The following is a 25,967-nucleotide window of genomic DNA, read 5'->3' as shown; positions in this document are numbered from 1 at the left end:
CTATCCCCTGCTACTTCATCGCCCAGATGGTGTGGTTATATCGGTCAGCCACATACACGGTTCCTGCCGCATCCACGGCTACGCCCATCGGTACGCCCATCGGGTAGTTGAAGCGAGCCGCCGCGCCGGGAACGTCGGTGCTGCCTTTGGCGCGGGACGGGCCCACCAGCGTGCTGACCACCCCTGCTGGGGTGATGAGGCGGATGGCCCCGTTTTCCGAGTCAGCCACATAGACCATTCCCTTCCTATCCACGGCCACGCCCGAGGGGGAATGGAAAGCAGCCCCCGTGCCCCGGCCGTCGGCCCGGCCTCGGTTACCCGCCCTCCCGGCCAAGGTGCTGACTACTCCCGCGGCCGTAATCTTGCGAATGGTGTTGTTGAATACGTCCGTCACATATACCGTGCCCCCCGCGTCCACGGCTATGCCGTGGGGAGCGCCAAATCGAGCCGCCCGGCCGGTGCTGTCGGTGCTGCCTCGGCTACCCACCGTGCCGGCCAGCGTACTGACCACGCCTGCTGCCGTAATCTTGCGGATAGTGAAGTTGCCTACGTCGGTCACATACACCGTGCCGGCTGCGTCCACGGCCACGCCTGTTGGGGCATAAAAGCGGGCTGCCGTACCCGGGCCGTCAACACTGCCCGGCTCCCCTGCCATGCCCGCCAGCGTGCTGACCACGCCCGCCGCCGTAATCTTGCGGATGGTGTGGTTATGTTGGTCAGCCACGTACACGCTACCCGCCGCATCCACGGCCACACCCGAAGGATAGTTGAACCGCGCCGCCGCGCCGGTGCCATCCCGACTGCCCCGCTCGCCAAAGGCCCACGCCACCTTGGGGTCGTATGCGTTCATGGCGCCGGCCAGGGTGCTTACGTGGCCTGCGGTCGTAATTTTGCGGATCGAGTTATTGTTCCCGTCGGCCACGTATACCGTGCCCGACGCATCGACGGCCACGGCCTGGGGGCTGAAGAAACGAGCCGTCGATCCCGTGCCATCGGCATTGCCTTTGCTACCCGCTCTACCAGCCAGCGTGCTGACCGTGCGGCTGGTAGTCTGGTGTTGCTGGACGGCTTCCTGGGCGGGTGGGGGTGGATTCAGCACTTGTGCGGGCTTGTCACTAAATTGACAGGCCGGAAGCAGGATGAGAAGGACGAGAGATCGGTAGCGCATGGGATGTAACATACACAATAGTACCGTATGGCCGGGGGTGTTCAGGCAGCACCTAGTGTCAAGGAAATGCCTCCCCTATTATTTATACGGCTAACCCAATCGCCAAGAGTTGAATGAACACGATGTTCCTGAATAGGATAGGGATAAAGTAGGTTGCCCCACGGGGTTAGGGAGCAGCGGCTCCAACAGAACAGCTGGGGCTGGGCAGTACCCGCCAGGATTGGAGTATAGGAGTTGGGCTATCTAACCTGCTAAGTCCGAAGAGGACTGACGTTGGGTGCTGGCATCCTGCTCGATATGAACGGCGTTTTACCTTCGTACTGGATAAGACCACGACCCCATAGGCCGCTCGCGAGCCATAGAGGGCTATCGCCGCCATATCGCGCAGGAGCGTCACCTGCCGGACAGGCTGGTGGCGCAACAGGCCTTGCCACTGGCGAACCGTGGCTGCATCGTTGTGATAGAACGCCCGCCCATTGACCACATAGACCAAGGGGAAGCCAGCAGGCTTGGGGGGAGTGGCCAGCCCCCGAGCGGAAGCTTCGCGGCCCGGGGTACCGGCTATGCCCATCCCACACACTGGCGTTTGATAAGGAGCCAGCAGCGTGTCGCGCCACGCGCGCCGCCGCACGGCAGCGACTTGCTGGGGCAACGAGAGGTGTTGCACACTGTCCAACCAAGCCGCATTGTCCGGGCCTGTCGGTGCCGAATGGGTTTGGCCGAGCGTAGGCCCACTGGCCAAGAGCAGAAAGACGAACGAGAAACCGAGAAAGGGACGCATACTTACCAGATGCTCACGAGGTAGCTTTGGCATACGGTAGACCCCATAATTTGAAATATTATTCATCAAAGGGCAATGGCATGGCTCGCACTTGACGCGTTGCCTTAAGAAACAGAACTCTATCAGAAGGACTCATCCTAAAAATATACCATCATACGTGTGGCAGCAGTGCCAGCCAATAATCTACCACTTTTCCAACTTGAGGTATATAACAAGGATTATGTAAAGAAAACACACTAAGAGAGACGTGTCATATACACTGATAAGCTATCTTCGGAAAACACTACTTGCTTGAACGTCTACTTCGCCTCTTGTTGCTTCTTCTTAAGTTGTTGTTGCGCCAGCTTGCCTAGCTATGCACAGTCCGCTCATGGGACATATACCATCCGACGGGAAGTAGCCTCCACCCAAAGCAGTATTCTGACCGGATGCATTCTCACCGCAGCCTCGAAGCAGCCGTTGAAAGTGGCCATGGTGGCAGTCAACGGGGTGATGCTCACGACGGATACGGCTGGCCGTTTTCGAGCAGAGCTCCTCCCGGGCAAGTATCGTATCCGGGCGGGTTTCATCGGGTACTATCGGGTTGACGTCAAGAAGCTGAAGCTTCGGAAAGGGGAACAGGTGGCCCTTACCGTATTGGTTGTTGAAGATGATCGACCACTCTATTGACTTCAGCTTCTTCCGGCCCCTGTTTGCGCCTTTTTACAGCGCAGGTGACCGGCCCTCGCTAGACCCTGTCGTGTTTGTCAAGCTGCTTTTGGTCGAGCACTTCGAGAATATCACTTCCGACCGCAAGCTGCTAGAACTGGCCCAGCTGCATCTAGGCATCCGCGCCTTTCTTGGGTATGATCTCGCGCAACCGCTGCCTTGGCACAGTACCCTGTCGCGCACCCGACAACGCCTGCCCGTTTCCGTCTTTGAAACCTGCTTCACCCATATTGTTGGTCTGTGTATTCAGAGAGGGCTGGTGAGTGGTCATACCCAGGTGCTGGACTCGGCCTACATCAAAGCCAATGCGTCCATGAGCCGACTCAAGCCCAAGCTTGCTGGCGGGGCGATGGAGGCGAGCCCCACGAAGGGCACGGCCCAAACCCCACCTATAACGGCTACACCATACCGCTTACGGCACATCGAGCGCTACCATGCGGCGATCCGAAAAGCTGCGCCCAAAAAAGCGGGGCAACTCGTCAGCAACCTCACCCACTACAGCCCCTCGGATCCGGAGGCACGGATTGCCTTCAAGTCGGGCAAGCCGCGCCAGTTAGCCTATACGGCCAGTGTGAGTGTCGATTCGGCCCGGCACGTGATTACCCACATCCATGCGGACCTAGCAGACTGGCGTGACAGCCGATATCTGCTCGCCATTGTCGACTCGACCCAGCAGCGGCTGAAGACCTTAGGTATGGGAATGACCACCGTCGTTGCGGATGCGGGCTATTATTCCGGCGAGAACTACGAGCAACTAGAAGCGCGTGGTCTGACTGGTTATATTCAGGCCCACGGCATGTACAAGGCGGAGCGCGCGGGCTTTACCTACCATGCCGACAGTGATAGCTACATCTGCCCTCAGGGCAAACAACTCACGTTTCACAAGCTGTTCGTCGATCCCCAGGGAAACGCCAAGAAACGCTACATGGCGAAGGCCGCGGACTGCAAGATCTGCCCAATGCGGGAGCAGTGCAAGGGCAAGAAGGCCAAGGAGAAGCGGCTACATCATACGCCCTACAAAGCCCAGTATGACCGTATGCTCGAGCGCTTGGCCACCCGCGTAGGTAAACGGATGCTGCGGCTGCGGGCCGCCACCGTAGAACCCGTACTGGGCAGTTTGATTACGTATTATGGCTTGCGCCACCTCAGCAAGAAAGGCCAAGCAGGCGCCGCGAAAGTCCTATATGCCGCCGCGATGGCCTATAATCTGAAGAAGTGGCTCTACTTCAACGCACTGCAGCAAGGCAGTCAGGTGATAGCGCTACCACTACCTGATCCATTTTGTTGGCTCCTGCTCTACTTTTGCAACAGCCACTCGTTTTATGATAAGCCGCTAGTTAAGGTAATTCAACTTGTCAGACGAGTTCAATTGTTCTATTCCGCCTATGTATGAGTGCTATGATTACAGAGGACGAGTTACAACTTTTGGACGAAGCGGACACCTTAAGGTTATCGTTTGCGCTTTATACAGAGGCCGAATTGCAGGAGTTGTGGCAACAAGCGCCCAATCCATAGCGCTTACTAGTGCTGGCCAAGTTGCTGGTGGTGGCCGTGACGGAATCGCCTTTCGATAACCTAAAGTAACCTGCTCACTTGCTGAATGTAAGCTCATACCCGCGCAGGGGAAGACAGGCAACGCTACCAGGGGGTCGGGCCGTCTTCACTGAAGAACTGACCCGTAGGACCGCTCGGGGGTAGCTGTACATAGTTTGCTACTAGTTGTGCGGCGTGCGCCGGCGAATGACCTACGTGCCCGGTAAAATCGGTCGCCGTCTGTCCCGGATTGACGGCGTTGACTTTGAATGGCGTATCGCGCAGCTCATGCGCCAGCAGGATCGTCCAGGCATTGACCAGGGCCTTTGACGTGCAGTAGGTGACGGGTTTAACCTCGTAATACTCCCACGTGGGGTCGGCTTGCAGCGTCAGCGAGCCCAGGCTGGAAGAAAGGTTGACGATGCGCGGGTGAGCAGCCTGGCGCAACAAGGGCAGAAAGGCCTGCGTCGTGCGTACCACCCCGAAATAGTTTGTTTCGAACAGGGAGTAGAAATCAGCCAGTGCCGTAGCGGAAGGCAGCTGCGTGAGATCTTGGCTGGGGATACCGGCATTGTTGACCAAGGCATCCAGATGCGGCGTGCGCCGGCGTACCGCTGCCACCGCTTGCTGCACCGACTCGTCACTGGTCACGTCCAGGGAAATCACTTCCACTTGGTCATAACCGGCCTCTTGCAGGCGGTGTTGCGCCTGCTGCCCGCTGGCTGCGTCGCGGCAGCCCAGAAAGACAAAGTAACCGGCGTGCAGTAGCTGCTGGGCTGTTTCGTAGCCGATGCCTTTGTTGGCACCGGTGATCAGGGCGTACGTCATCAGGCTGGGGATAGAAAGCGTTGCTTGCTTAACGAGGAGGGCCAGGGGAACGTTATCGATCGGCAGCCTGAGTACACCGTGCGCCTGAGCCGGTTGGCACCTGTTGCTACGACAGGTGGCAACAGAAAAGCCCCGGCCGGATGGTCGGGGCTTGCTTACTGTGCTTGCAGTACTACCTGAATCTTGATGACTGTTTGCATAACGCCGAACACCTTGCGTAGGGTATCAAGGGTCACGTTCGAGGGGTTACGTTCCAACTTGGAGATCTAACTGTGGTTAGGAATATGGCGTCAAAACCGCAGGTATGCTGGCAACCGGCGGTTCATTCATAAGATGGGGGCAAACAATCAGTGAAGCGCTTAATCTAGGAAGCAATGCGTCTCAATGTATAATTTGAGACGACCTACTATAGCAAATTGAGGCATGGGAAGCAGGTGTTGACAAGACCTTTGAGGACTCTATTTTTTCACCCTCTCACTTTCCTCTCATGCTGCCTCACGTGCTACCGGTATTCCGTCGCCTTGTTCAACCCGTTCTGTTGCCGGCCTGGTGGCAGGATGCCTTGCTCCTGCTGCCGCGCGCAATCGGGGGTTACCTGCTGGCCACCAGCTTCGGGGCCGTGAAGTTTGGCTTGCCCTGGTCGCCGCCCGAGAACAACTTAGGGTTCTTTGAGGTGGCTTATTGGTTTCCAAATGATGTAGCCGTCTTCGGTGGAGTCTTCGCCATATTTCCCGCTTTTTTTGCCTGGATAGCCGCCTTTAGTGAAGCGGTGGGTGGCCTGTTGCTGGTGCTGGGACTACAAACCCGGCTGGCGGCCTTTCTCAACATGTGTACGTTGTTGGTGGCCGCCTTCTGGCAGCAGGCAGGCCAGGGGCTGTGGAACATGCTGCCTGCTATCGGTTTTATCTGGGCCTGCTTGCCGGCGCTGGTACTGGGTAGTGGCCGCTTCGGGCTGGACTATCTCTTAACTGGCTGGCTTGGGTCGGGCGGGCAGCGGCCAGCGCGGATGGGGTTATTACTCGTCTTGGCGATAGGCCTGCCGAGCTGCGTGCAGCAGGCTACTCCCAAAACGGTGGTCTATCTGCTCCGGGTACCCGATGGGGGCAAGACAGTTGGACTGCGGGGCCGTGATAACCCGTTGGACTGGGAACGCGACACGCTGCTTCAGCCTACCGGTCCGGATAGCCTCTATCGGCTGGTCATTACCACCGTGACCGGCTATGCCTACACGGAAGTAAAGTTTACCCGCGACGGGCAGTACGAGCTGCCAGGACAGCCCAACCGGCAGGTGTGGTTTGCCCGCGGGGACACGACCGTTTACCGGGCAACATTTAACGTGGCACCTACGCCCTAACGGGCTTTCAACAGCTAAGTGAACGAGGCGTATTCCATTCAACGTAAGGGCCTACTTTTACCCCTATGTTGTTTCGCTTCAATGGATATAGCTCCGGGCTGTTGCCCTTCGTGGTGCCGGGAGTACTGATCTCGCTGTGGCTGCTGGGGCGAGCCCTACGGCGGGCGACGCCGCCTGACGCTTGGCTGGCCCTGCTGCTCTGGCTACCGACGTTGAGCGTCGCGCAGTGGCTGCTGGGCTTTGCCGGCTGGTACGATAGTCATGACGCCCATACCACGATTATGTTCTATATCCCCTGGCAGCCAGCGCTGCTTCTGGGGCCTGCCTACTACTTGTACTTCCGCTGCCTAACGCGGCCCGGCCAGGCGCAGCCCGTACTCCGCCACCTGCTACCGGGCCTGCTGCAGGTGGCGCTGTTTGCGGTAGCCGCCGGGTATGACCTGCTGTGGTGGCGTGGCCTGCACCAGCAGCAGCTACCTGATTTTTATGGCACAAAAGGCGATGCTGCCCGCGTACTGGAGCAGGCCCAACTACCCTTGGCTTTGCTGGGCTACGCCTCGCTGCTGGCCTACACGCTCCGCGTGCTGGCGGGCTACCGCCGTTATTACCGCTACCTCGACGACCATTTCTCTAATCCAGAACGGCTCCGCTTTGCCGGGTTGCGCCACCTGCTGCTCCTACAGGTGGCCGGCCTGGGATTGGGAATACTATTCACCGGCCTGCAGGAGATAGGCGTGTTGGACTTTGAATCGGCGTGGTACTTCTATGCCGGGCAGGGATTGCTAATTTACGGCCTAGTCGTGGTGGGCCTGCAAGCCAATTATGCCGCGGTCAGTAGTCCGCTTCACGCCCTGCGTATTCGACGGTTGTCGGCTCCTGCTGGCCATTCCCCGGCGCCCCGTGAGTCGGCTTCGGTGTCAAAGCCTTCCACCTTGCCGTCAGAACCCCGGCCTGTTCCCTTTCCTGCATCGCCTTCGCTGCCGGCCGAGCCGGTAGCGCTGCCCGGCGACTTGCAAGCCCACCATACCCGTTTGCTGCAGCTTATGGAGGACGAGCAGCCTTGGTTGCGGCCGGAGTTAACCCTAGCGGAGTTGGCCCAGGCTTTACAGCTTCCGCCCGGTGTGCTGTCGCGGGTCATTAACACGGGCTGCCACTGTAACTTTAGCGACTTTGTGAATGGCTACCGGGTGCGGGCTGCTATGGCCCAGCTAGCCGACCCGCGCTACGCCCATTATTCACTGGTCGGGGTTGCGTTTGACTGTGGCTTCAACTCGAAATCAACGTTTAACCGCATGTTTAAAAAACTGGCTGGTTATCCGCCTAGTGGAGTTCCACGACCCAGTTCATGAAAAAGCCCCAGCCGGATGGTTGGGGCTTTTTGGAAAGGAGTAGTACGTCGGCTCTCTAACTAATCCGGTAGCTGATTAATGTCTCGGGGTTCGAGGCGGGGCTGGGCGTTCATGCGATGGCGGTAGGCCGTGGAGGTTTCGTAGGCCTTGATGCGGGCCCGGTTGATGGAGCCCAGAGGCTGGTGCTCGGGCAGGCAGTGGAAGGGATTGAAGGACAGCACATCATCGGCGAAGGCCCGGCGGGCGGGGCTGAAGGCATCCTGAGCCGGAATGACGATTTTGCCCAGGGGCTGGTAGGGGCTCTGTTCCTGGGGCCAGTCCACGGCGGCATCCTCCACGGGCATGGTCTTCAGGTCGGTACAGAGTTGGGCACGCAGCTCGTACTCGGCACCTTGAGTGCGGAAAAAGTCTACCACCAGGTCGCGCCAGCCAGCCGGCTCGGTAATCTTCACCTGCTCCCCGGCCAGCTGTTGCACGTTCACGGAAAGCGGGGCCACGCTGATTTTGGATACGTAGTCGCCGAAGCGGATGGCCCCGAGCGTAGTATAGGTCTCGCCCAACAGGTGGTTGTTGGGGTGAGGCGGCACCACCAGCGGAATTTCCTGCTTGAGGCCTACGGCATCCAGGGCCTGGTTTACCAGCGTGCCGGCCTCGGTTAAGAGCTTAGTGACTACCTCCGGGGCGTGGGTCATCACCTTTTCCTGGCGCAGCTGCATGTCGCGGTAGCTCCTGATGTCGCCGGTTGGGATGATGGTGTCATTTACCAGCAGGAAATCCTGGGTGACCTCGTCGGCCTGGTCGGCCAGAAACTTCTTGCCTTCCACCCCGATGATTTTCACGGCCATGCCCTTCACCGCTGACTGCGTATCGGGGTCGATGGAGCCGGGAGCCGAGGACAGGCGAATGATGATCGGGTACACCTTGGGCTCCCGGAACAGGCCCTGGGCCAGGTGCTCGGGCAGGTTGAGATACACGTGCAGCTCCCCTCGCAGAATGCCGTGGCTTTTGGCGTGGGCGTCGCGAATGGCGTGGCGGTGCTTCTCGAACATGAAGCGGTTGACCCGGGCCATGGATTCCACAGTTTCATTGATGAGCGCCTGCTCGTTGGGCTGAATTTCTTCTACTCCGGCATCAAAGCGGACGTAGGAAAGGGTAGGGTGCGGCATATGGTTTAAACAAAATAATAGCCCTGGGTGGCGTAGTACATCGGCCGCAAGGCGGCAGTTAGGTAGGCCGGAGGAACAGCGCCCTGCCAGCATGCCTCCATTGGGCTTCAGGCGGAACTCGTTTACAGGAGAAGATCGATAAGCGTGAGCAACTCGCGGTGGCGGGCCTCGGCCTCAGGTGGGAGGCATGCTAAACGCGTGAGCCAGTCGGAAGGGGTAGGAACCGCATGGTCCTGCGTGGAGGTCAGAGGCCAATGCCCGGCAGGCCACGTATGCACGATGTACTCAAGCTGATCCGCTAACCGGTGCAGGCGGACTTGCCGGTAGGGTTGCTTCGGTGACACCTGCAACAGCTGCCCTCGCACGGCACGTAGCATTGAAAGTTGGGCCGCCACAGGGGCAGAAACGGGAAGAGAGGGTACAGGCATCGGTTGACCGTTACCCCAGCCTGGGGAACAAAGAGGTAGGTTCTGTCTCGCTGCCCCCAGGCTGGGAGTCGATGGCATATCCGGGAAGTATATCAGGAGCGCTTGGTGCTGTGGTGCCCCCATTGTCACTTGCTAAGCGTGCGATAAGGCCTGAAAGAAAAGGCAGCCGGGGACAACGCCCTTTGCCGTGTAAGGCCAGCAAACGAGCCAGGTTTGCTGGTTTAGCGTAGCGCCTCTTTCAGGCGGTTGGCAGCAAAAGTTTGGGCTTCGCTAGCCTTTGGCACCACGTCGTGGGTCCCAAAGAACTCGTGGGTAGTGCCGGGGTAGAGCATATACTGGTTGGCCACGCCCACCTGCGTCAGCTTGTCGGCGAGCTGCTTGCCCTCGGTTTGCAGCGGATCAATCTCGGCGGCCACGATGGTGGTGGCGGGCAAACCGCGCAGGTCGGCCACGTCCACCAGCGAAATCAGCCGGTCGTCCCCGTCGGCCATGGTACGAAAGTAGTTAGCGGTGAAGTACTGGATGTTGGGCCGGTTCAGGGGCTGGGCGGCGGCGTACTGGATATAGGAGGCCGTGTTTAGGTCGTTGTTGGCCACTGGGTACACCGATAGAATGTGGGTAGGTAAGGTAAAGGTGCGCTCCTTGGCCAGCAGCGCCACCGCTACGGCCATGTTGCCCCCGGCACTTTCGCCTGCTGTAGCGACCTTGGCCGGATTACCCCCAAAGGAAGCGGCGTTGTCACGGGCCCATTTGTAAGCCGCATAGGCATCCTCGTGGGCCGCTGGAAATTTTGCTTCCGGGGAAAGGCGGTAGTCTACGTTCACCACGATGGCTCCGCTTTTTTCCGCCAATGCCTTAGCTGAGGGCTCGTACACGTCCAGTGAGCCAATCACCCAGCCTCCACCGTGGTAGTACACCACCACAGGCAGGGGCCCGCTCACACCCGTGGGCGTGTAAATGCGCACCAGGATGCCATCCGGGGCCGACTGCGGAGTATAGGAGCCGGGAATAAACTTTTGCGTGGTGGTAACGGCGGCAGCTTTGGGCTGGCGGTTGTTTTGCTTGAGTAACTCCATCACGGCGTCCGTCACGCTGGGCGCCATACGCGCCTGCCGGGGCGAAAGAGTAGGCAGTGGGGGAGTGCCGTAGCTAACGAACTGTTGGATAACCGCACGCATCTGCGGGTCCATGGCTTCGCCGAAGGGAACGGCAGCGCTGGTGGGCTGAATCAGCCCAGGTTCGGCGACATCGTCGTTGTCGTCGGTGCAGCCGGGCAGCGTCAGGCTGAGCAGCACGGCAGCCGCCAAGGGCCGGGCCCATTGGGATGAGGTAAGGGTAGAAAAAAGTGTTTTCATCAGGAAAAGGAGAGTCTACTGAGAAAAAGGGAAGGTATCCGCGTACCCAGCGAAAGGCCCGGCAGCGTGTGGAAGCGCTTACGGCGACCAGCCCCACTAGGAAGCAGTGTCAGGGATGAGTAGGACTATTTGCGGGATGAATGGCCTCGCCCTTCATGCGCCCGGCCAGCGGTCAGAGCGTAAACCCCTTTAAAAAGCGCTGGATGTTCTCCCCGTAACCGCGCGAAGACGTCAGGTAAGTACCGTCGCGCATGGTCAGCACGTACTCGCCGCGAGTCCAGGGACGCAGGTCTTGCAGGTAGTGCGTGTTAATGATCAGAGAACGGTGCACGCGCACGAAGGTCTGCGGATCCAACCGGCTTTCCAGGTGCCCGAGCGTAGCGCGCACCTGATGGGTCTGCCCGCCGGCATGCACGGCCACGTAGTTGCCCTTGGCCTCCAGGTAGCGTACCTGCTCAGTGGCCACGAAATAATAGTGGCCGGTCTGCTTGACGAGCAGCCGCTCCAGGGGGGGCTGCGCAACCGGTAGCGGTGGCCCCAGCAGCCGCCGCACATGCGCCAGACACTGGGCAAAGCGCTCTTCCTCCAGCGGCTTGAGCAAGTAGTCCACCGCGTGCGTCTCGAAGGCCTGTAGGGTATAGGTGTCGTAAGCCGTGACGAACACCACCAGGGGCCACGGCCCGTCGCCCGTGAGTTGGCGGAGCACTTGCACCCCGCTCAGGTCAGGCATTTGCACGTCCAAAAATACGAGGTCCACTTGGGGGCCATTTTGCAAGGCCGCCACTGCCTCAGCCCCGTTGCGGCACTCGCCGCTGACGGTAAAGTCGGGTGCGTCGGCTAGCAGTTGTCGCAAGCGCCGGCGCGCCAGGGGCTCGTCGTCAACCAGAAGGGTACGAATAGCAGTCAAGAGGAGGGGGTAGAAATTATCGTTCAGTAGTAAAAGGTAGGTCCAGCCGCACCGTAAAGCCCTGAGTCGGGGCCGTTGCCAGGGTCAACGAGGCTGAGGAGCCGTAGAGACTGCGCAGGCGCTCCTCGCAGTTGCGCAGCCCAATACCCCACACAGGGTCAGCAGTAAGGGCCCCGGGACCGTCGTCGTGCACTTCCAACCGCAGCCGGTCGGCCTGGCGGCGGGCCCGCAGGCAGACGGTGCCCCCTGCGTCGGTGCGGGCAATGCCGTGGCGCACGGCATTTTCCACTAAGGGTTGCAGCAGCAGGCTCGGCACCAGGGCAGACTGCGCCGCTGGCTCTATTTCATAGCATACGGTAAGCCGGTCGGAGAAGCGAATCTGTTCCAGTTCCAGGTACAGGGCCGTAAACTCCACTTCCCGGACCAGAGCAACCTGCTGTACGTCGCCCTGTTCCAGCACCAGGCGCAGGAACTGGCCCAGTTTGCCCATCATCCGCTGCCCAGCCTTGGGGTCGTCGCCGGTGAGCGCGGCAATAGCGTTGAGAGCATTAAACAGGAAGTGGGGCCGCAACTGCATTTTCAGCGCCTGCAGTTGGGCCTGCACCAGCTGGGTTTCCAGCCGGGCCGCTTCCAGGCTGCGGTGGCGGTACTTGTCGTACAGCTCCAGGGCGTAGGCTGCCAGCAGCAGCAGCCAGTACATGGGCACCCACACATTCAGGGAGGCGACAATAATACTCCAACTCACTGGTGTGCCGGACACGGCCAGCACCCGCAGCAGCAATACGTAGGTGGCCCGGTAGAGCAAGGTCACGGCCACTCCGGCCCCGAGGTGGAGCAGCAAGAAGCGAACTAGCCGCCGCCGGCCCGCCGTCAGGTCGTAGCGCGCCGCCAGCCAGAACACTACGGGGGTCAATAGGGCCCAGAGCGCGCTGTTGAGCAAGGGACTCAGAATAACCTCGCGCCAGCTCACCGCGTCGTGGCGAGTCAAGGCCTGTCCGTACAGCAGGCCCATCATGAACAAGGCCACAAGCAGCCACGCCAGCGCGATGCGTCCCCAGGGAATGCGTGCAAAGTGCATCATCATAATCACGGCAGTAGGTGCCTTCCTTTGGGCAGCAAACGCAGGGGCGGGCAAGTAAGTTGGCAGCCGGCTCCGCAGGGAAGGTTCGGCTGGCCGAGAGGCAGGCTCGGCCGTCGCACTCGTCGAAGCCGGGCCAGCAGTCCCTGGCCCTTTCGTTTGAATTAATTTGCAGCCTTGTAAAGTTTTCGCACCTACGTGCCTTTATTTCTGTTACGTTTCTCGCTTACGCTGTCTTTGCTTTCCGATTCAGCAAAGCAAACAATCGTGCATAAAAAGACCCCGCACCTAAAAAGTACGGGGTCAAAATTCACCTAATTCTATGGACCTTGCATTAGTCCAGGGTAAATATACCATGCAGCCCGTTAACTGTTCAGATTAGGACAAAAACTGGCAAACTCGTCTATAACCCTGCTTCAGAACTTGCCGTTAGACCAAGCACAAGCGGAGAGTGTGTGTTAACGTTGATGTTTGCACACCCATTCTCCTCAAAGAGCCGGGGCCTAGATGCTAACCGCTTCTTTTTATAAGAGCGGTGCAGCTCTTCTACTGCTCTTCTTTACGCCTGCTATCCATTCTATTCTGAGCTATGACAAAGAAGCCTCAGCCTACCCAGGTTGGGGCTTTTTTATGTCCAGCAAAAGACAAGGGCCATCCTTGTTACTAGTTACCGAACTAATAGCTAAGAAAAGCCCCCGCACCCGCAGGGTGCGGGATCAGTGGCCTACTTATCGCGGCTTATGTTATAGGCCGGAATCAATATACGCAATGTAGCGTGCTAGCTGCGCCGCCTGACACAAGTAACAACGCGCTGAGAATTTAAAGCTGAGGTGGGCTTGGGCTCAGGCTGCATGGACACCCTCGACCTAGCCTCCACTCTACTGGCCTTAAGCATCCTACTCGAGTAGGACTAAGCGGCCAACCGCTCAGGTTCTGCTGCCGCGGGAGTTATCGGAGGGATATCCTCCACTCCTGGTAAAGGAAGCACCGGCACTGCTAGTGGGGCTCCGGTGCCGAACAGGTCGGTACCGCTTAACAGCAGCAGGGCAAGAACAGCCAGGGAAGGCTGATGAGGAGCGGGAAGCAACTGGGTGTGCATGAGCAGGTAAGCGAGCGAGCAAGAATACCTCAAAGGTATTCTTGCTACCCAGCACAGTGCCAGGCCGAAGGCCCTCGAATTGTGACTAGCAAGCAACTCAGAACAAACAGCACCCTATCGGGAGTCCCTTCTTTAATAGGCTGTAAAAGCTGTTTTATTTATGCAGTTGGGTACGAAAGCGCGAAAGATCTGCTCCCTACACGTCAGACGAATGGTCATCGAGCCAGTCCACGGCTTGCTCGTGAGATGCAGCAACACAGCAGCAAACACCCCGCCTCCGTAGTTCGCACAGTAAGTCAGCCACTGCCATATGGGCCATTTAAGAAGGCGGCGGGATCAGGGCGTAATACTGCCTGCCAGCGACCTGGGCCCGGAGCAGCCAGTCGTAGAGCAGCCAAGTATGATAGATGAGCGGAAAACTGCTCAGTGCGGGCGACTGGAAGAGTACCTTGTTCCAGCCCGTGCGCTGCATACACCGCAGCACCTCATTCATGACGCTCTGCGCTGCCGACAGGATTCATGGAGCTAGGTACCAGACCATCTCCAAATATTGCCTCCGTGCTTCCTCCAGGATGAGAGCCAGCGAATTCTCGAAACAAACGGGAGCGGAGAGGGGCATGCTGGTGGGACAAAGAGCAGAGTGGGAAGTGGAAAGTACAACGAACGGCTGAGCTTTCAAAATCATACGATCAATAACATATTGATACTACGATACTTGTATTCGCTTGAGCCCCAGCATGTCCAGCATCCACATCGCCCTCTACCGCGATGGCCGGGTACGCTTGACTAAAGCCACGGCCATCTACTTCAATATTGGTTTCGCGACGGAATTCCCTTCCGGCTGCGCCACCGCGCCCTGGTGGTTGTTACTAATCTAGCTGATACGCCAAGGCGCATAACTTAAAAATGGCCTTAATATAACTTCACTGGCATTTCGATGCTCGTTGGAGCAGTGGGTGCACCAATACCAGGAGGAACGCTTTCACTTTTCGAGTGGGTACTCATGGAGACCACATCGACATACAGAAAAGCCTCACTTGAAAGCAAGTGAGGCTTTTCTGTTGCACTAGGGGCGACTTTACTACTGCGGGACATACACCTGTCAACCCGGAGCAAGTGGGGTAACCCTAATAAGTTTCCGGCCGTGCGTCTAGTTAGGAATTTGACCTGGTAATTTAGTCCTATTAGATTCTAAAAGCGCTACTATCACCTGCAGGACCCGGCCGTGATGCAAGCCACAGCAGTGGGGTCGGGGTATGGGTCCATGGCCCTGGAAGCCCTCTACGAGCAAACCAGTACAACCTAAGATGAAAAGGGAGCAAGCCGGCCGGGTACTGGTTTGGGACTAAAGTAAAGCGTATTATGTACTAGGCATAAGTAACTCTGGCTGTTGCAGCCACCGGCTAGCCTCCTCGGTGGTCGCAAAGAAGTAGGTGAGAATACCGTACCGCTGCTGACCCTCGGTGCATATGTCCCCCACTTGCAGGCGCAGCTCCAGCGGCTTGGCAGCCACAATGGCGACCTGAGCTAGAAGTCGGCCTATTCCTACCCGCGGCAGCCAATCAACCAGTAGCCAGCCTAGGTATTCCTTCGTGGCCGGGGCTCGCAGGCGTTGATCGGTCAACAGCTTGCGGTAGCCCGTGACCTGGAGCAGACATACCACCTCGTCGAAGAGGGCCTGCGCCGCTTGTGAGTCCTGTGAGCCCGGGCCCCAGATCAAGTGCAGGTAACCTTCCGGCCGCGCCCACAGCTCTCCCGCTGGATGGGACGTATAGGTGTTCATTCGTTTCAAGCTCCTTTACCCACTAATTCCATAGTCACGATACGGATTGCTAGATGAAAGATCCGTATTTTTCTGCTGAACAAATCCGAATTTATCCTGAACAGTAGCAGGAGCGTCAGAGGGTAACTTTGCGCCCTTACATGGTAGAAACGATTGGTGATGGATGGTACCTACTTTTACGGTTAAATCCGAAAGACAGCGCGGCGATAGAGGCCTGCATCTGCAGGGATCCTGTTGTAATTCGGCGGCTGCCGTTCAGCTCGTTGCGGCCGCGAAGCAGTTGCTCGCAGAAGGTATCTCGCCGCTCTGGATGGATTGCCACCAGCTGCAAGTTATGGACCGCTGTGGACAGCAAGCGATTCTGCAGATTGAGCAATTAGCTTCCAGGGCACAGGTAACTGTATACTGGCGAGGATTTTCGGAACCGGTCGTGCAACAGCTCTCCGCAACAGGGCTGTATTTATTGTTGCGTCACGCCCCGGTTATGCGCCGCGGTACCTACTTGGGTTAGCGATGATGAAGCAGCAGCGTGCTGCCGTAAGTGTTGCACCAATTTAGGGAAGAGTGCTTTTCCGTGGCAGGTCCGCTAACCCAACTTATTGAGTTTGTGAGCAATGTTCGGCGTAATGGCCAGTCGGCACAAGCAGGTGTAGTAGGTCATTGAGTGTACCCGAGCGCAGCCACAGCAGGAGAAGCGGCTGGGTAGCAACTCGTAAGCTGTAGTCCTCTAAGGCGGAGCATATCCGGGTCGCTTTCGACAGGCGCTTCTAGGGCATATTGGCTAAGGAGCGCTACGGGAGTCAAACTAGGCACACGGCTACCGTACGCTCCATCAAGTTGGACCGCCAGCCTCAAAGCTTAGAGCAGGGCTTCGAGTTATAAAGTGGGCACTTATCAGATTGACTGGTCTTACTGGCTAGCAGGGCTCAAGTGCGTAAGGCGTCGCGCAGATGATAGGGTAAGGCTTGCCAGGCGAACCCGTGCAGCGGCTCCAGTTCCGGATGCACCTGAGCCCAGGTGCGGCAGCGTTGCACCAAGCGTTCATTGAGCGGCAGAAAACTGCGGGGCCAGTCCCAACTGGCCTGTAGGGAGTGGTACGCCATCGCCCAGCTAGGAGAATACGGGTCCTCACCCGTTTGTTCCAGCAAGGTCGTCACCTGCTGGTGACGTCTATCCGCTTGGATGCGCTGATAGAGCGCTTGTACAATGCTGGCTTCCCCTTCTAACAGCTGCATGAAGTGCCCTTGCCCGTGCAGCAACAGCCCCGTGATGGCATGCTGACGGTTGTACTCCCGTGACTGGGCTAACAAGGCGAACAGGTCAGCCTCGCTCATCTCCCTGCTTAGAGTACTTAAATAGAGAAGTTGGTACATGGGTAAAAGGGCAAAGCAGAAGCTGATGCCATGAGGGGTAGCCGGCGCGTTGCTGATAAGTTAAGCAGCACCTATCTGCTCTAACCACACTAATGACAACTGGCCTTCACGAGTCGCTTGAAGCCAGGAAACTCCCAATGGGTCAGCACTTGCGCTAGCGTCAGGAAAGAGTGTAGAGGTTGCCCGGTGTGGCTGTAAAGCGCCTTGGTTTCCTCATACAGAAAGCGCCAGTCGACGAGCTCCCTGAGCCGGCGATAGAGGTTATGGGGCGGGACCCGCTCGGAGAGCCGAAAGCGGGTCCCCTCTTTATCGAGGTACTGCTTCTTGCCTTGCATCCTGCTGCTACGAAATCTATCTCACCCTAGGCATGGGTTCTGCAACAGCCACCAGGGTTTTCCTGTCACTAATCCAGCTTCTGTATCGTATTGAAAAAAAGTAAATTAGTTAAAGTAGCTTGTCACGGCGTTGACCGCTTTCATACTACTCCTATGTTCCCTTTTTCCGGGTTCACGGGTGCAAGCAGTTTGTACAGGTAACAGTTCGGCCTGATCGGGCGCCAGCGGTTGGCACGTAGGTATATCTTTCCCCTCTGCTTTCCAGTATAGGGCCTACCTGCCGCCCTGACTTATGCCCCCCTCTTTTTCATCCCCCGCTCGTTCCGGGGCTACCGCCACCGTGTTGCGCACCTTGCGCTGGGAATTGCTCCACCTCTCCGCGGCTGATCCTTATCGCGCAGCTCGCCTAGCCCGCTTAGCTGACCAGCTCGACTACGTCCTACAGAGCTGGCCAGTTGAGCAGTGGCCCCAGGGCTCGGCCGACGGCACGCCGCTGCCGACGGCTGCGGTATTGCGGAGCCAGTTGGCCGCGCTGCCAAGCGAGGCGGCGGCCCAGCAGCAGGCGCTGCTCTCCCTGGTTTTGCGGCTGTTATAGCTCGCGCGGGCCGGCTCGTGCTGCGGACACCATTTAGGGAGGGGGGCAAGATAAAGTCGCTCATGGAGCCCGCCTACCCGAATAAGGTGGCCCTGATCCGGATCTTTGTGGATGGCGAGTCCATGGTCTCCGGGAACGGGGAACTCAAGCAGGAGCGGGCCGATTAGGTAGCGTGGCTGCGCCTGTCCCTAAGCGAGTACCAGCCGTCGCAGTGGCTCACGTACCTGCCGGTTGCCTTCGAAGGGGCAGCCCAGCCTCTCTACGTGCGCTTCGACCGCAACCAGCGCCAGCAAAGGTTTAGCAGGTTGATCTCCGGCGCCCTTAACTTTACCCCTGATAGGGGCGGGCGCAAGAGCCTGTGGGGAGAAAAGACCAACGCCTGTCCATCACTCAAACCATGATCGACCTATACCACGAACAGACGAGCTCTCGCAGTGACAAAAAGGGGCGGCACCACGTTTGGGCTAGTACTCCCTGCTCTGTCAGTTTGCAAAAGAGTGCCCGGGCAGTCCGGGATGGCCTGTATATCGACTGGTCCCCCCTTCCTACACTCCCGAAGACTGCTCGGAGGAGAAGCTAGCCAGCAAGTCGTGGATCAGCGCATCCTGACTGCCACGTAAGGCGTGCTGAAAAGCCGCGCTCTGTGGATCAATGTAGCCCGCCAGCTGGCTGAAGGCGGCTGTGCTCACTACCTCAAAGCCCATTAGCCAGTCCTGGAAAGCCCGGGCCGGAATGGGGCCGTCGGAGAGGGTGAGCAGGTTACGGTGGCGGTGATCTTTCAAAATCAGGGCAAACAGCTGGCGCAGTGGCTTCTCCTCCCCCTCGATGAGTTGCATGAAGCGCTGCTCCGGCTGGCTGTAGAGCAGCAGGCCCGTAATGCCGTCCCGCTCGTTATTTTGCCGCCAGCGCTGCAGCAACACTTCCAATTCGGCTTCGGTGAGCGGCGCCGTCGCCGAGCTGATATAGACAATCTAATGCATGCACGCGGGAGAGTAGAACAAGTTCCAGTATACGCCTTCTCCACCAGATAAACAAGCTTCCCCCGTGGCCAGTAGCTGGGTCAGGCCCGGCAGGTAGCCGCGGTCAACGCCAAGCTGGAGCAGGTCTCGATCACGGCGACCGCCAACCCTTTGGCGCAAGACTAGGTGCGGGTACTGGAAATGCAACTGACCGCTAGCAACGAACATGCGCAGCGCTTGGCGGCGCAACACAAAAGAACCGGGAGTGGAAGATAAGACGGGAAAGTACGCGCCCGTGCGCGAGCGCTTCCACCGATACATCGTGCAAACGGTACAGGGTGAGGCCTTGGCCCCCAGCGTGACTGAGTAGGCCGGTAAGCAGCAAGTTCACCGTCAGCCTCGGAATCGGGAGCAGGGGTTGTGGTTATAAGTATGTTTAATCAGAGCCGTGCCCGTCTCTGGTTCAGCCACGGCGCAACCTAGGGCAGGAAAAAGACAGTCCAGCCAGGGCACGTTCTGGTTGTGCTTGATGTATGTAGCTACACACTATTGCTTGCCTCCTTGCGCCCATGTGCTACGACGACCAGTTGCCACCTACTCCTTCCCCTATTTTCCCTCCCTTCCCGGTCTGCCGCGGCACCCTGGTCCCAGTTCCCCACCCGCAGGAAGCGCGCTTGGCGTGGCTGGTGGCGCAGCATGAGGCCGGTGCCCTCACCTGGCCGGAGTTCTGTGCTCTGCGCGATGCGCCCAGGTACTTGCCCTAAGCCAACACCCGCTTCTTGAGAGAGGGAGTTGTTTTCGGTGAATGACTTTCTGATTTTTCCTCCATGCTCCTAAACTCCTTGCCCGATCACGATGGCAGCCGCTGTACGCTCACCTTCGAAGAAGGCGACCATTGGTTGCGGGCTACTTGGCGCGGGTACGTAGACCCGCTGGAAGCCATGCGCGGGGCCCAGAACTATCTGGACCAGGCCGGGGACTTCTCGTACCCGTATCTACTCAACGACAACCTTGCCTTGGAGGGACAGTGGTTTGACTCGCAGGCGTGGCTGCCGCAGGCCAAGCGGCTACGACCCGACCGGGGAGGCGGTAGCGTTCAGTAACTGGTGGGCAAATGCGGGCACGGTTTGCAAGGTGGGCAGGTGGGTATAGCTTCCCTGGTAGCAATGGGTCAACACCCGTTCCAACGGGAGAAAGCCGTCTTACTGCTGGGTAGCGGGCGAAGGCGCGCAGCACGAAACATAGGTTGCCTCAACGCAACGCTCCGGACAGGGGGAGCTTAGCCAGGAAGAGAGCATGCCTGCGCACTCCAAGAAGAGGATTCACGCTCCCGTGCTCGGCAACACTTCCTAAATGGCTACCTTCGCCCCATGTCTACCCCTCACCGCGTCCACTACGAAAATGCCATCGGCCGTGCTGTCGATGACCCCCTGGGCTTTGCCCGGCTTACGTATCGGCCCGGCGCGCGGGAACTGGCACCTTTCGCCACGCTACTGGGGCAGGTAACCCGTCTGCTGGCCTGGCGCGGAGACGGGTGTTTGCTGGTAGATCAACGCCTAATGGAGCCCTTCACGCCCGCCGAGCAAGAATTCGTCATTGGGCACTGGCTTCCCCAGGCCGTGGCAGACGGCGGCTACCGGTTCGGGGCGGTGGTACTGGCCAACAACGTCTTTGCCCGCTTGGCAACGCGCACCGTTACAACGGCCGTGCGGAACCTGCCCATGGTCTACCAGTATTTCGAGCAAGAAGAGCAGGCGATTGCCTGGCTGCTGGAACAGAAGCGAGGAATGTCGGCTCGCCACAACTAGCGGGCCGTTACAGCCGTGACGCGGTTGCGCGCCGAAGCCAGGCGGCGGCTTCGGCTTCATCCTCGAAGACCTGATAGCGTAGCGCGCCGTACGCCTGCTCCCGAATCGTATGGAAGGAGAGGCGAGTAAATACATTCTGCGAGAGCAGTACAGCCCCCAAGGTAAGACCAGCTGCAAAGTGGCGAGCCTGCCAGTAGTCTAAAATTAGTGCTTGCTCGTCCTCTGTGAAAGGCGAGAGCTGCCGCTGGTCGCTGAGAAGCTTATGCCAGTTCCGAAGCGTCAGTAGCTTACCGGTGTGGGTAAGTACATTTTGCACGTCGGCTAAAGTCCTCGGACCCGGATGATAGCGTAGCAACACGTAGCCATCGGGATGAGCGAAGATGCTAGCCATAGTATTTTCAAAGTAGAGCGACAGATGAGCCACAGAGGAGCAGAACGGGCAGGTAGAGTAAGGGACAGAAATGTACTAGCCTCCGTAACAGAGTAGAGGCATTTATGTTTGAGAGAATAGAGTGGCGTATCTATGCAAGAAAATGCAGCCAAGCGGCAGCTGCAGCAGCGTCAGTAAACAGATGGTAGGTCAAGGTACCGACATGCACAGTTTGGTGCTGCTTGGCTGGTAATTGCGCCAGCCGTTCGGCCGGGATCAGCACGGCCGTCAGCATCTGTTGCTGTATAGCGTGGGCAGTTTGTAGCCAGTGTTCATGTAAAAAGGTGTGTTCCTCTTCCGTAAAGGGCGCCAGCTGCCGGTGATCAGCGAGAACCTTATGCCAGCCGTGGCGCCGCAGCAGATTCTCTAAATGCTGGAGAAACGCCTGGAAGGTAGCCAGCTGGCGAGGACCACTGTTGTAAGCAATAATGGCGTAGCCGTCGGGGTGTTCGTAGAGGCGGCCAATAGGGTTTTCGAAGTAGAGCGGCAGACCCGTAAGTTGTGGCATAGGGTGAAGAAGGCGAGCAGAACGGATAATTGGACAAGTAATCCACGTGAAAGAAATCCAAACTCCTATTATAATGGATTTGCCTTAGAATGTTACCGGTGTTTCAGCCAGAGAATTTACCAAACTGTCGACTGGATAGAACGGTAGCTTTTCCATGCGCAAGGAATCTCAGCCGCCGCTGACTGCCACATGCATGTTCAACGGTGGTTTTGACGAGTTATGGACCTATGGCACGTCTTTGCTCAATGTTGGGTGTTGTTAAACAAATAGGGTAAAACCTCCGACTCGACCGGTTACGCGGGTTTGCTCGGCGGCTGCCAGGCGGCAATCAAGTCCATGTCAAATGGGGCTTCGGCCGGCAGGGGGTGGTCAGAGAAGTCATACTCGCCGTGCAGGTTCAGGTGGCGGTAGGAGAGCACGGCGAAGGGCGAGAGCGTGGCTAGGGTGGCGGCCTGCTGCTCGGGCGGCAGCCGGGCCAGGTGCTGGGAGAGGTGCAGGTAATTCCAGCAGATGATGGCGTTCATCAGTAGGCGCTTGCAGGTCTCGGCCACCAGTTGCTCGGAGCGGGTGGCCGCGTGAAACTCCTGGTTGCGCCCGTGCCAGACGGCGTGGGCCAGGCGGTGGGCGCTTTCACCCTTGTTGAGTTGCTTCTGGATGCGCTGGCGTAGTTCGACCTGGTCGACGTAGCGCAGCAGAAACTCGGTTTTAACCAGCCGGCCCAGCTCTTTCAGGGCCCGGTAAAGCGGGTGCTGGCGGGCGTAGGAGTTGAGGCGGCCGAACAGACGCGAGGCCTCGCTGTGACGCAGCTTCAGGGTGACGACCAGACGCAGGACCTCGTCCCAGTGCCGGGCGATGCGTTCGGGGTCGAGGCGCGCGTCGGGCAGCAGCGTCTGCCCCAGCTGGCGGTGGGCGGCCACGGGCTCCCAGCTGTAGAGCTGCTGGTTGGTGAGCTGGCGGATGCGCGGCTCGTAGGCGATGCCCAGCATGCGGGTCACGGCGAAAATGACTTCCGTGTAGCCGTGCGTGTCCGTGCTGTGCACGTCGGTGGGCCGCACGGCGTGGCGCAACAGCCCTTCTAGCAGGTGCGTGGCCTCGCGGTCGGCAGCGCTGAACACGGTCGAGTCGAAGACAAGCAGCGTTTCGTCCACGTAGGAGTAGGCCGTCAGGCCGCGGCGGTTGCCGAAGTATTTGAAGGAAGCGCTGCCGCCGAGCGAGTCCACGGCCAGGTCGTATTTCTGCCCGTCGCTGCTGCTATGCAGCACATCGGGCGAGAGCCGAAAGGTCTCGCGCAGGCGCAGCTGGCGCGTAAAGTTTAGAATCAGCTCGTTGGCCTGGCGCAGGTTGTCGAGCGAGAAATGGGTGCTGGCCAGGCGCTGCAGGGCCGCTTCGTCCACCTGCGGCGCAACCTGGGCCAAGCGGCGCAGGCCCAAGTTGCAGCCGAGTCCGACCAGAGCGGCCAGCAGCTGCGATAAGGGTGGCGGCGTGCGGGCGTGCTTGCTGGGCAACGAGCCAAAAGCCGTGTCAAATTGGGTGAGCCGGGCCACGCTGGTGAGCACCTCGCGCAAGGGCACCACCCGGTGGCGGGGAAACAGGTGGGCGGGCAGGCGGGGCTGCTCGGCCGGCAACCGGGGCGTGGTGAGACGGTAGCGCCCGGCCGGGGTGCGGTGCGCGTGCGGGTTGTCGGCCCCGCTCAGGTGGGCGTTCGTGGCGGCAAACTGGGCCTGCAGCTGCGCCTGAAGCGTGGTTTGCACCGTGGCAAAGTCGCGCCAGGCACTTAGCCCGGCCTGTTCCAGCAGGGCTTCGCGCTGCTTGGCCCACTGCGCGGCCGGCAGCAGGTAGTGCTCGAAGGCCCGGTACTGGTAGCAGCAGGTGAAGTTGAGCTGGCCGGACTTGACGGCCGTGGCCATCTCCAGAAACAGCAGCGCTTTGTAGAGCGATGGGCGCAACCGGCCCTGCGCATCGAGGACGTAGGCCCGTTGCGTGAGCGAGAGAAAGTCCAGCGGCACCTGCGCGCCCAGGTGCCCGTCGTGCTGCTGGTAGTACTGCACCGCCCGCCACAGGTCGGCGCGGGTGGTTGCTTCGTCCACGACCAGCGCTTTGACCAGGGTCCCGAGCTTAGTCTGCAGGCGCAACGAGGCGGCGGCCAGCGCCTCGTGAAACAGTGCCTCTCCGGCCTGCTGCTCGGTGGCCTGGCGCAATTGCTCCAGCTGCTGGTGGTCTTCGCTGAGTTGCGCGGCCGTGACCTGGTGGCGCTGCAGCAGCGCGTCGATGCGCTGGAGCTTTTGCTCGGCCGGCACGTCGGGCACGTCGACCAGGGCGCGAATCTGGGTCAGGGCCTGCAGGTGCCGGTAGCCCCGGCCCGTGACCTGATTGGTTAGCTGCTGCGTGGCGGTGCGTTGCTGGTAAAGCGTCTCCTTGACCTGCTCGCGGCACTGATTGGCGGCGCTGGTCATGGTTTGCAGCAGCGTATCGACCAGGGCATCACCCAGCTCGTAGTACTGGTGCACCACGAAGCTGAGCAGGTAGAGGTAGCGCCGCTCATCGCGGCGGTAGAGTTGCGCGGCCTGGGCCCGCAGCACGTACTCGGCGTAGTAGGTGATGGCTTGGTCGGAGAGGCGCAACCGCTGCCAGAGCGGCTGCAGCTGCTCAAAGAGCTGCCGCAGGGAGGCGAAATGGGTGACCCGTTCGCGGATTTCCCCGGCCCGCAGGCCCTGGCGGATGCGCTTGAGAAAGGTGAGCGGGTAGCGGCGGTCCGCATCCGCCTCGCGGGCGTCGGGGTCGTCGGCGGCCAGCAGCCGGTCCAGCAAGCGCTGCTCGCCGGGCTGCAGGTGCTGCTGCAAGCGGTGGAGCAGCCGTTTCTCAAACGCGAGCAGGGCCCGCGTGATGAGGTCGGCCAGCGTGTTGTAGGTGGGCAGTTCCAACCGGTGCTCGTGCAGAAACAGCACCAGGTAGTCGAAGACAGTCGACGGCTTGAGGTGCTGGCTGCTCAGGCGCACGGCCTCCTGGTACAAACGCTCCGTGGCGGCCGCGTCGAAACGCGCAATACCCAACTGCTCGCACAAGAGCTGCTGATGGGCGTAGTACCGGGCATCGGCGTAGCGAAGCGGGTCAAAGTCGTCGGGCTCCAGCCCCAGCTGCTGGGCCACGTACGCCACATCGGCCGCGTGGTAGCGGGTGGCCACGTAGAAGCGCTGGCTAATCTGGAAGTAGCCCAGCTGCAACAGAAACCCGACGCGGTTAGCCGGCACCAGCATCCGGGCCAGGTGCCCATCGGCCCATGCCGGCACGGCAAATACCCGCGCCTGCTCGGTGGCCGGCACCAGCGGGGGCTGCTCGTATAGTTCACGCTCCTTGCCCAGGTGAATCCGCAGGTGCGTGGCCATAAGGTGCCCAAAATGCGATGGTGTAAACGACCGTTATTTCTACCCACCAATGATAGCGTTAACGTCCATGTAAAGGTATCGAAAACCGGTACCTTTACGAAGCGCATTTACCTTATCGCTAACCTGCCCGTTTTGCCCATGCTATTTGGCTACGTCCGCGTCTCCACGAGCGCCCAATCGGCCGAGAGCCAGAAGAGCCTCATCGCCCGCTACCTGGTCGAGCACCGCTGGACCCTCGACGAGTGGATTGAAGTAGAAATGTCTTCCCGCCGCACCGCCGGGCAGCGCCGCCTGCCCGAGCTGCTGGCCAAGGTTGCTGCCGGCGACACGGTCATCGTCTCCGAGCTCTCGCGGCTGGGCCGCTCGTTGCGCGAAGTGCTGGGCCTGATTGAAGAGTTGATTCACCAGAAGCGGTGCCGGCTGATCCTGGTCAAGCAGGGCCTGGACCTGGACCCGCAGAATCACCGCGACATGACCCACAAAATCCTGCTCACCATCTTCGCCATGCTGGCCGAGCTGGAGCGGGACTTCGTTTCCGAGCGCACGAAGGAAGGCTTGCGGGCGCGGCGCGAGCAGGGCATCGCGCTGGGCAAGCCCAAGGGTGTGGTGCAGCCGTCGATGTACGACGCCGACCGCGAGCGGATTCTGCACCTGCACGCACTGGGCGTGCCGCTGGCCACCATCGTGGCCGTGCACCTGAAGTACGGCAAGTACCTCTCCCTGAAAAACTACCTGGCCAAGCTGCAGCGCCAGCCAAGCCGGAACGCGTCAGCCTAACCGGACGACTCGGAGGTTTTCCCCTATTTGTTTAACACCACCTAAATTACCTATATAATTATAATTTTTTATCTACCATGCGCCGTATGGGGTCTCTTTGGGAGCCAGCAGCCTATAGAAGAAAGCCCGCGGCCTGGTTGAGAAAAACGATTTCTCCAGCCAAACGCTAGCAGCTCAACAGCGCTAGCTTTCTTCTGCTTTTGCGAACCCAACTGATTCACGAAAAAACTGCGGCGATACGGCCGTATTTTTCTTGAAGAAG

At 59.3% G+C, this 25,967-nt stretch carries 25 protein-coding genes; 11 read left to right on the top strand and 14 right to left on the bottom strand.

Annotated features, from left to right (window positions below; genetic code table 11):
* Positions 1 to 10 precede the first annotated feature (10 nt).
* On the bottom strand, positions 11 to 1,168 hold the full coding sequence (locus DNI29_RS22255) for an NHL repeat-containing protein (RefSeq protein WP_110980357.1): 1,158 nt from the start codon (positions 1,166 to 1,168) through the stop codon (positions 11 to 13).
* Positions 1,169 to 2,420: 1,252 nt separating this feature from the next.
* Here DNI29_RS22255 and DNI29_RS25400 point away from each other — a divergent pair.
* Together DNI29_RS25400 and DNI29_RS22240 are read left to right on the top strand one after the other, a co-directional pair.
* The gene (locus DNI29_RS25400; protein WP_369073978.1) at positions 2,421 to 2,618 is read left to right on the top strand and encodes a carboxypeptidase-like regulatory domain-containing protein; all 198 of its coding nucleotides are present in this window, start codon (positions 2,421 to 2,423) and stop codon (positions 2,616 to 2,618) included.
* A complete protein-coding gene (locus DNI29_RS22240) occupies positions 2,599 to 4,050 on the top strand; it encodes an IS1182 family transposase (RefSeq protein ID WP_238388191.1) in 1,452 nt (483 codons plus the stop codon). The genes DNI29_RS25400 and DNI29_RS22240 overlap by 20 nt, the downstream gene beginning before the upstream one ends.
* A gap of 245 nt (positions 4,051 to 4,295) precedes the next feature.
* Here DNI29_RS22240 and DNI29_RS22235 read toward each other — a convergent pair whose 3' ends face one another.
* On the bottom strand, positions 4,296 to 5,018 hold the full coding sequence (locus tag DNI29_RS22235; RefSeq protein WP_110980354.1) for an SDR family NAD(P)-dependent oxidoreductase: 723 nt from the start codon (positions 5,016 to 5,018) through the stop codon (positions 4,296 to 4,298).
* A 487-nt stretch (positions 5,019 to 5,505) separates the two neighbouring features.
* On the opposite strand from DNI29_RS22235, the gene DNI29_RS22230 reads away from it, so the two are divergent.
* Positions 5,506 to 6,372 carry a DoxX family protein gene (locus DNI29_RS22230; protein WP_110980353.1) on the top strand — a complete coding sequence of 289 codons (867 nt, stop codon included), beginning with the start codon at positions 5,506 to 5,508 and terminating at the stop codon, positions 6,370 to 6,372.
* A 65-nt stretch (positions 6,373 to 6,437) separates the two neighbouring features.
* Positions 6,438 to 7,721, top strand: a complete 1,284-nt coding sequence (locus tag DNI29_RS22225) for a helix-turn-helix domain-containing protein (RefSeq protein ID WP_110980352.1) — start codon at positions 6,438 to 6,440, stop codon at positions 7,719 to 7,721.
* Positions 7,722 to 7,780: 59 nt separating this feature from the next.
* On the opposite strand, the gene DNI29_RS22220 is transcribed toward DNI29_RS22225, so the two are convergent.
* From DNI29_RS22220 to DNI29_RS22195, 6 genes are all read right to left on the bottom strand, one after another.
* Positions 7,781 to 8,887: a catalase family protein gene (locus DNI29_RS22220; protein ID WP_110980351.1), complete on the bottom strand. Its 1,107-nt coding sequence runs from the start codon at positions 8,885 to 8,887 to the stop codon at positions 7,781 to 7,783.
* Positions 8,888 to 9,536: 649 nt separating this feature from the next.
* On the bottom strand, positions 9,537 to 10,670 hold the full coding sequence (locus DNI29_RS22210) for an alpha/beta hydrolase (RefSeq protein ID WP_110980349.1): 1,134 nt from the start codon (positions 10,668 to 10,670) through the stop codon (positions 9,537 to 9,539).
* Between the two features lie 172 nt (positions 10,671 to 10,842).
* Positions 10,843 to 11,577 (bottom strand): LytR/AlgR family response regulator transcription factor, encoded by a 735-nt coding sequence (locus tag DNI29_RS22205; RefSeq protein WP_202910565.1) that lies wholly within the window; start codon positions 11,575 to 11,577, stop codon positions 10,843 to 10,845.
* 16 nt (positions 11,578 to 11,593) lie between these two features.
* Positions 11,594 to 12,658: a sensor histidine kinase gene (locus DNI29_RS22200; RefSeq protein ID WP_238388186.1), complete on the bottom strand. Its 1,065-nt coding sequence runs from the start codon at positions 12,656 to 12,658 to the stop codon at positions 11,594 to 11,596.
* A gap of 907 nt (positions 12,659 to 13,565) precedes the next feature.
* The gene (locus DNI29_RS24325) at positions 13,566 to 13,754 is read right to left on the bottom strand and encodes a hypothetical protein (protein ID WP_123823384.1); all 189 of its coding nucleotides are present in this window, start codon (positions 13,752 to 13,754) and stop codon (positions 13,566 to 13,568) included.
* A 1,360-nt stretch (positions 13,755 to 15,114) separates the two neighbouring features.
* Positions 15,115 to 15,537 (bottom strand): hypothetical protein, encoded by a 423-nt coding sequence (locus DNI29_RS22195; RefSeq protein ID WP_123823383.1) that lies wholly within the window; start codon positions 15,535 to 15,537, stop codon positions 15,115 to 15,117.
* Between the two features lie 163 nt (positions 15,538 to 15,700).
* On the opposite strand from DNI29_RS22195, the gene DNI29_RS25395 reads away from it, so the two are divergent.
* Positions 15,701 to 16,048 carry an STAS domain-containing protein gene (locus DNI29_RS25395; protein WP_110980345.1) on the top strand — a complete coding sequence of 116 codons (348 nt, stop codon included), beginning with the start codon at positions 15,701 to 15,703 and terminating at the stop codon, positions 16,046 to 16,048.
* Between the two features lie 415 nt (positions 16,049 to 16,463).
* On the opposite strand, the gene DNI29_RS22185 is transcribed toward DNI29_RS25395, so the two are convergent.
* Together DNI29_RS22185 and DNI29_RS25490 are read right to left on the bottom strand one after the other, a co-directional pair.
* The gene (locus DNI29_RS22185; RefSeq protein WP_110980344.1) at positions 16,464 to 16,910 is read right to left on the bottom strand and encodes a BLUF domain-containing protein; all 447 of its coding nucleotides are present in this window, start codon (positions 16,908 to 16,910) and stop codon (positions 16,464 to 16,466) included.
* Between the two features lie 89 nt (positions 16,911 to 16,999).
* Complete coding sequence (locus DNI29_RS25490) at positions 17,000 to 17,245, bottom strand: transposase (RefSeq protein WP_110980343.1); 246 nt, start codon at positions 17,243 to 17,245, stop codon at positions 17,000 to 17,002.
* A gap of 292 nt (positions 17,246 to 17,537) precedes the next feature.
* On the opposite strand from DNI29_RS25490, the gene DNI29_RS22175 reads away from it, so the two are divergent.
* A complete protein-coding gene (locus DNI29_RS22175) occupies positions 17,538 to 17,840 on the top strand; it encodes a hypothetical protein (RefSeq protein ID WP_110980342.1) in 303 nt (100 codons plus the stop codon).
* Between the two features lie 545 nt (positions 17,841 to 18,385).
* On the opposite strand, the gene DNI29_RS22170 is transcribed toward DNI29_RS22175, so the two are convergent.
* On the bottom strand, positions 18,386 to 18,802 hold the full coding sequence (locus DNI29_RS22170; protein WP_262510240.1) for a BLUF domain-containing protein: 417 nt from the start codon (positions 18,800 to 18,802) through the stop codon (positions 18,386 to 18,388).
* Positions 18,803 to 19,025: 223 nt separating this feature from the next.
* Here DNI29_RS22170 and DNI29_RS24625 point away from each other — a divergent pair, with 223 nt between their 5' ends.
* The 4 genes from DNI29_RS24625 to DNI29_RS22155 all read left to right on the top strand — a co-directional run bounded on the left by DNI29_RS24625 (position 19,026) and on the right by DNI29_RS22155 (position 20,607).
* Positions 19,026 to 19,169, top strand: a complete 144-nt coding sequence (locus DNI29_RS24625) for a hypothetical protein (protein WP_162303713.1) — start codon at positions 19,026 to 19,028, stop codon at positions 19,167 to 19,169.
* Between the two features lie 199 nt (positions 19,170 to 19,368).
* A complete protein-coding gene (locus DNI29_RS22165; RefSeq protein ID WP_110980340.1) occupies positions 19,369 to 19,563 on the top strand; it encodes a hypothetical protein in 195 nt (64 codons plus the stop codon).
* 63 nt (positions 19,564 to 19,626) lie between these two features.
* The gene (locus DNI29_RS22160; protein ID WP_110980339.1) at positions 19,627 to 19,902 is read left to right on the top strand and encodes a hypothetical protein; all 276 of its coding nucleotides are present in this window, start codon (positions 19,627 to 19,629) and stop codon (positions 19,900 to 19,902) included.
* A gap of 267 nt (positions 19,903 to 20,169) precedes the next feature.
* Complete coding sequence (locus DNI29_RS22155) at positions 20,170 to 20,607, top strand: hypothetical protein (RefSeq protein ID WP_110980338.1); 438 nt, start codon at positions 20,170 to 20,172, stop codon at positions 20,605 to 20,607.
* A 7-nt stretch (positions 20,608 to 20,614) separates the two neighbouring features.
* Here the strand turns inward: DNI29_RS22155 and DNI29_RS22150 are convergent, their stop codons facing one another.
* From DNI29_RS22150 to DNI29_RS22140, 3 genes are all read right to left on the bottom strand, one after another.
* Entirely contained in the window at positions 20,615 to 20,998 is a 384-nt protein-coding gene (locus DNI29_RS22150; protein WP_110980337.1) for a hypothetical protein, read from the bottom strand.
* A 130-nt stretch (positions 20,999 to 21,128) separates the two neighbouring features.
* The gene (locus tag DNI29_RS22145; protein WP_110980336.1) at positions 21,129 to 21,545 is read right to left on the bottom strand and encodes a hypothetical protein; all 417 of its coding nucleotides are present in this window, start codon (positions 21,543 to 21,545) and stop codon (positions 21,129 to 21,131) included.
* 293 nt (positions 21,546 to 21,838) lie between these two features.
* Positions 21,839 to 24,928 (bottom strand): Tn3 family transposase, encoded by a 3,090-nt coding sequence (locus DNI29_RS22140; protein ID WP_110980335.1) that lies wholly within the window; start codon positions 24,926 to 24,928, stop codon positions 21,839 to 21,841.
* Positions 24,929 to 24,940: 12 nt separating this feature from the next.
* Here DNI29_RS22140 and DNI29_RS22135 point away from each other — a divergent pair, with 12 nt between their 5' ends.
* Entirely contained in the window at positions 24,941 to 25,705 is a 765-nt protein-coding gene (locus DNI29_RS22135; RefSeq protein ID WP_238388185.1) for a recombinase family protein, read from the top strand.
* Positions 25,706 to 25,967 lie beyond the last annotated feature (262 nt).

Origin of the sequence: Hymenobacter sediminis, assembly GCF_003231285.1 — a bacterium.
Classification (GTDB): domain Bacteria; phylum Bacteroidota; class Bacteroidia; order Cytophagales; family Hymenobacteraceae; genus Hymenobacter; species Hymenobacter sediminis.
The sequence above is the reverse complement of the archived record's forward strand: the minus strand, read 5'-3'. Positions and strand labels throughout refer to the sequence as shown.

Bases quoted from the DNA above. Each gene is read 5' to 3' on its own strand.
- DNI29_RS22255 (WP_110980357.1), bottom strand. From the start codon at position 1,168: ATGCGCTACCGATCTCTCGTCCTTCTCATCCTGCTTCCGGCCTGTCAA.
- DNI29_RS25400 (WP_369073978.1), top strand. From the start codon at position 2,421: ATGGTGGCAGTCAACGGGGTGATGCTCACGACGGATACGGCTGGCCGT.
- DNI29_RS22240 (WP_238388191.1), top strand. From the start codon at position 2,599: ATGATCGACCACTCTATTGACTTCAGCTTCTTCCGGCCCCTGTTTGCG.
- DNI29_RS22235 (WP_110980354.1), bottom strand. From the start codon at position 5,018: ATGACGTACGCCCTGATCACCGGTGCCAACAAAGGCATCGGCTACGAA.
- DNI29_RS22230 (WP_110980353.1), top strand. From the start codon at position 5,506: ATGCTGCCTCACGTGCTACCGGTATTCCGTCGCCTTGTTCAACCCGTT.
- DNI29_RS22225 (WP_110980352.1), top strand. From the start codon at position 6,438: ATGTTGTTTCGCTTCAATGGATATAGCTCCGGGCTGTTGCCCTTCGTG.
- DNI29_RS22220 (WP_110980351.1), bottom strand. From the start codon at position 8,887: ATGCCGCACCCTACCCTTTCCTACGTCCGCTTTGATGCCGGAGTAGAA.
- DNI29_RS22210 (WP_110980349.1), bottom strand. From the start codon at position 10,670: ATGAAAACACTTTTTTCTACCCTTACCTCATCCCAATGGGCCCGGCCC.
- DNI29_RS22200 (WP_238388186.1), bottom strand. From the start codon at position 12,658: ATGATGCACTTTGCACGCATTCCCTGGGGACGCATCGCGCTGGCGTGG.
- DNI29_RS24325 (WP_123823384.1), bottom strand. From the start codon at position 13,754: ATGCACACCCAGTTGCTTCCCGCTCCTCATCAGCCTTCCCTGGCTGTT.
- DNI29_RS22195 (WP_123823383.1), bottom strand. From the start codon at position 15,537: ATGAACACCTATACGTCCCATCCAGCGGGAGAGCTGTGGGCGCGGCCG.
- DNI29_RS25395 (WP_110980345.1), top strand. From the start codon at position 15,701: ATGGTACCTACTTTTACGGTTAAATCCGAAAGACAGCGCGGCGATAGA.
- DNI29_RS22185 (WP_110980344.1), bottom strand. From the start codon at position 16,910: ATGTACCAACTTCTCTATTTAAGTACTCTAAGCAGGGAGATGAGCGAG.
- DNI29_RS25490 (WP_110980343.1), bottom strand. From the start codon at position 17,245: ATGCAAGGCAAGAAGCAGTACCTCGATAAAGAGGGGACCCGCTTTCGG.
- DNI29_RS22175 (WP_110980342.1), top strand. From the start codon at position 17,538: ATGCCCCCCTCTTTTTCATCCCCCGCTCGTTCCGGGGCTACCGCCACC.
- DNI29_RS24625 (WP_162303713.1), top strand. From the start codon at position 19,026: ATGCGCAGCGCTTGGCGGCGCAACACAAAAGAACCGGGAGTGGAAGAT.
- DNI29_RS22165 (WP_110980340.1), top strand. From the start codon at position 19,369: ATGTGCTACGACGACCAGTTGCCACCTACTCCTTCCCCTATTTTCCCT.
- DNI29_RS22160 (WP_110980339.1), top strand. From the start codon at position 19,627: ATGCTCCTAAACTCCTTGCCCGATCACGATGGCAGCCGCTGTACGCTC.
- DNI29_RS22155 (WP_110980338.1), top strand. From the start codon at position 20,170: ATGTCTACCCCTCACCGCGTCCACTACGAAAATGCCATCGGCCGTGCT.
- DNI29_RS22150 (WP_110980337.1), bottom strand. From the start codon at position 20,998: ATGGCTAGCATCTTCGCTCATCCCGATGGCTACGTGTTGCTACGCTAT.
- DNI29_RS22145 (WP_110980336.1), bottom strand. From the start codon at position 21,545: ATGCCACAACTTACGGGTCTGCCGCTCTACTTCGAAAACCCTATTGGC.
- DNI29_RS22140 (WP_110980335.1), bottom strand. From the start codon at position 24,928: ATGGCCACGCACCTGCGGATTCACCTGGGCAAGGAGCGTGAACTATAC.
- DNI29_RS22135 (WP_238388185.1), top strand. From the start codon at position 24,941: ATGCGATGGTGTAAACGACCGTTATTTCTACCCACCAATGATAGCGTT.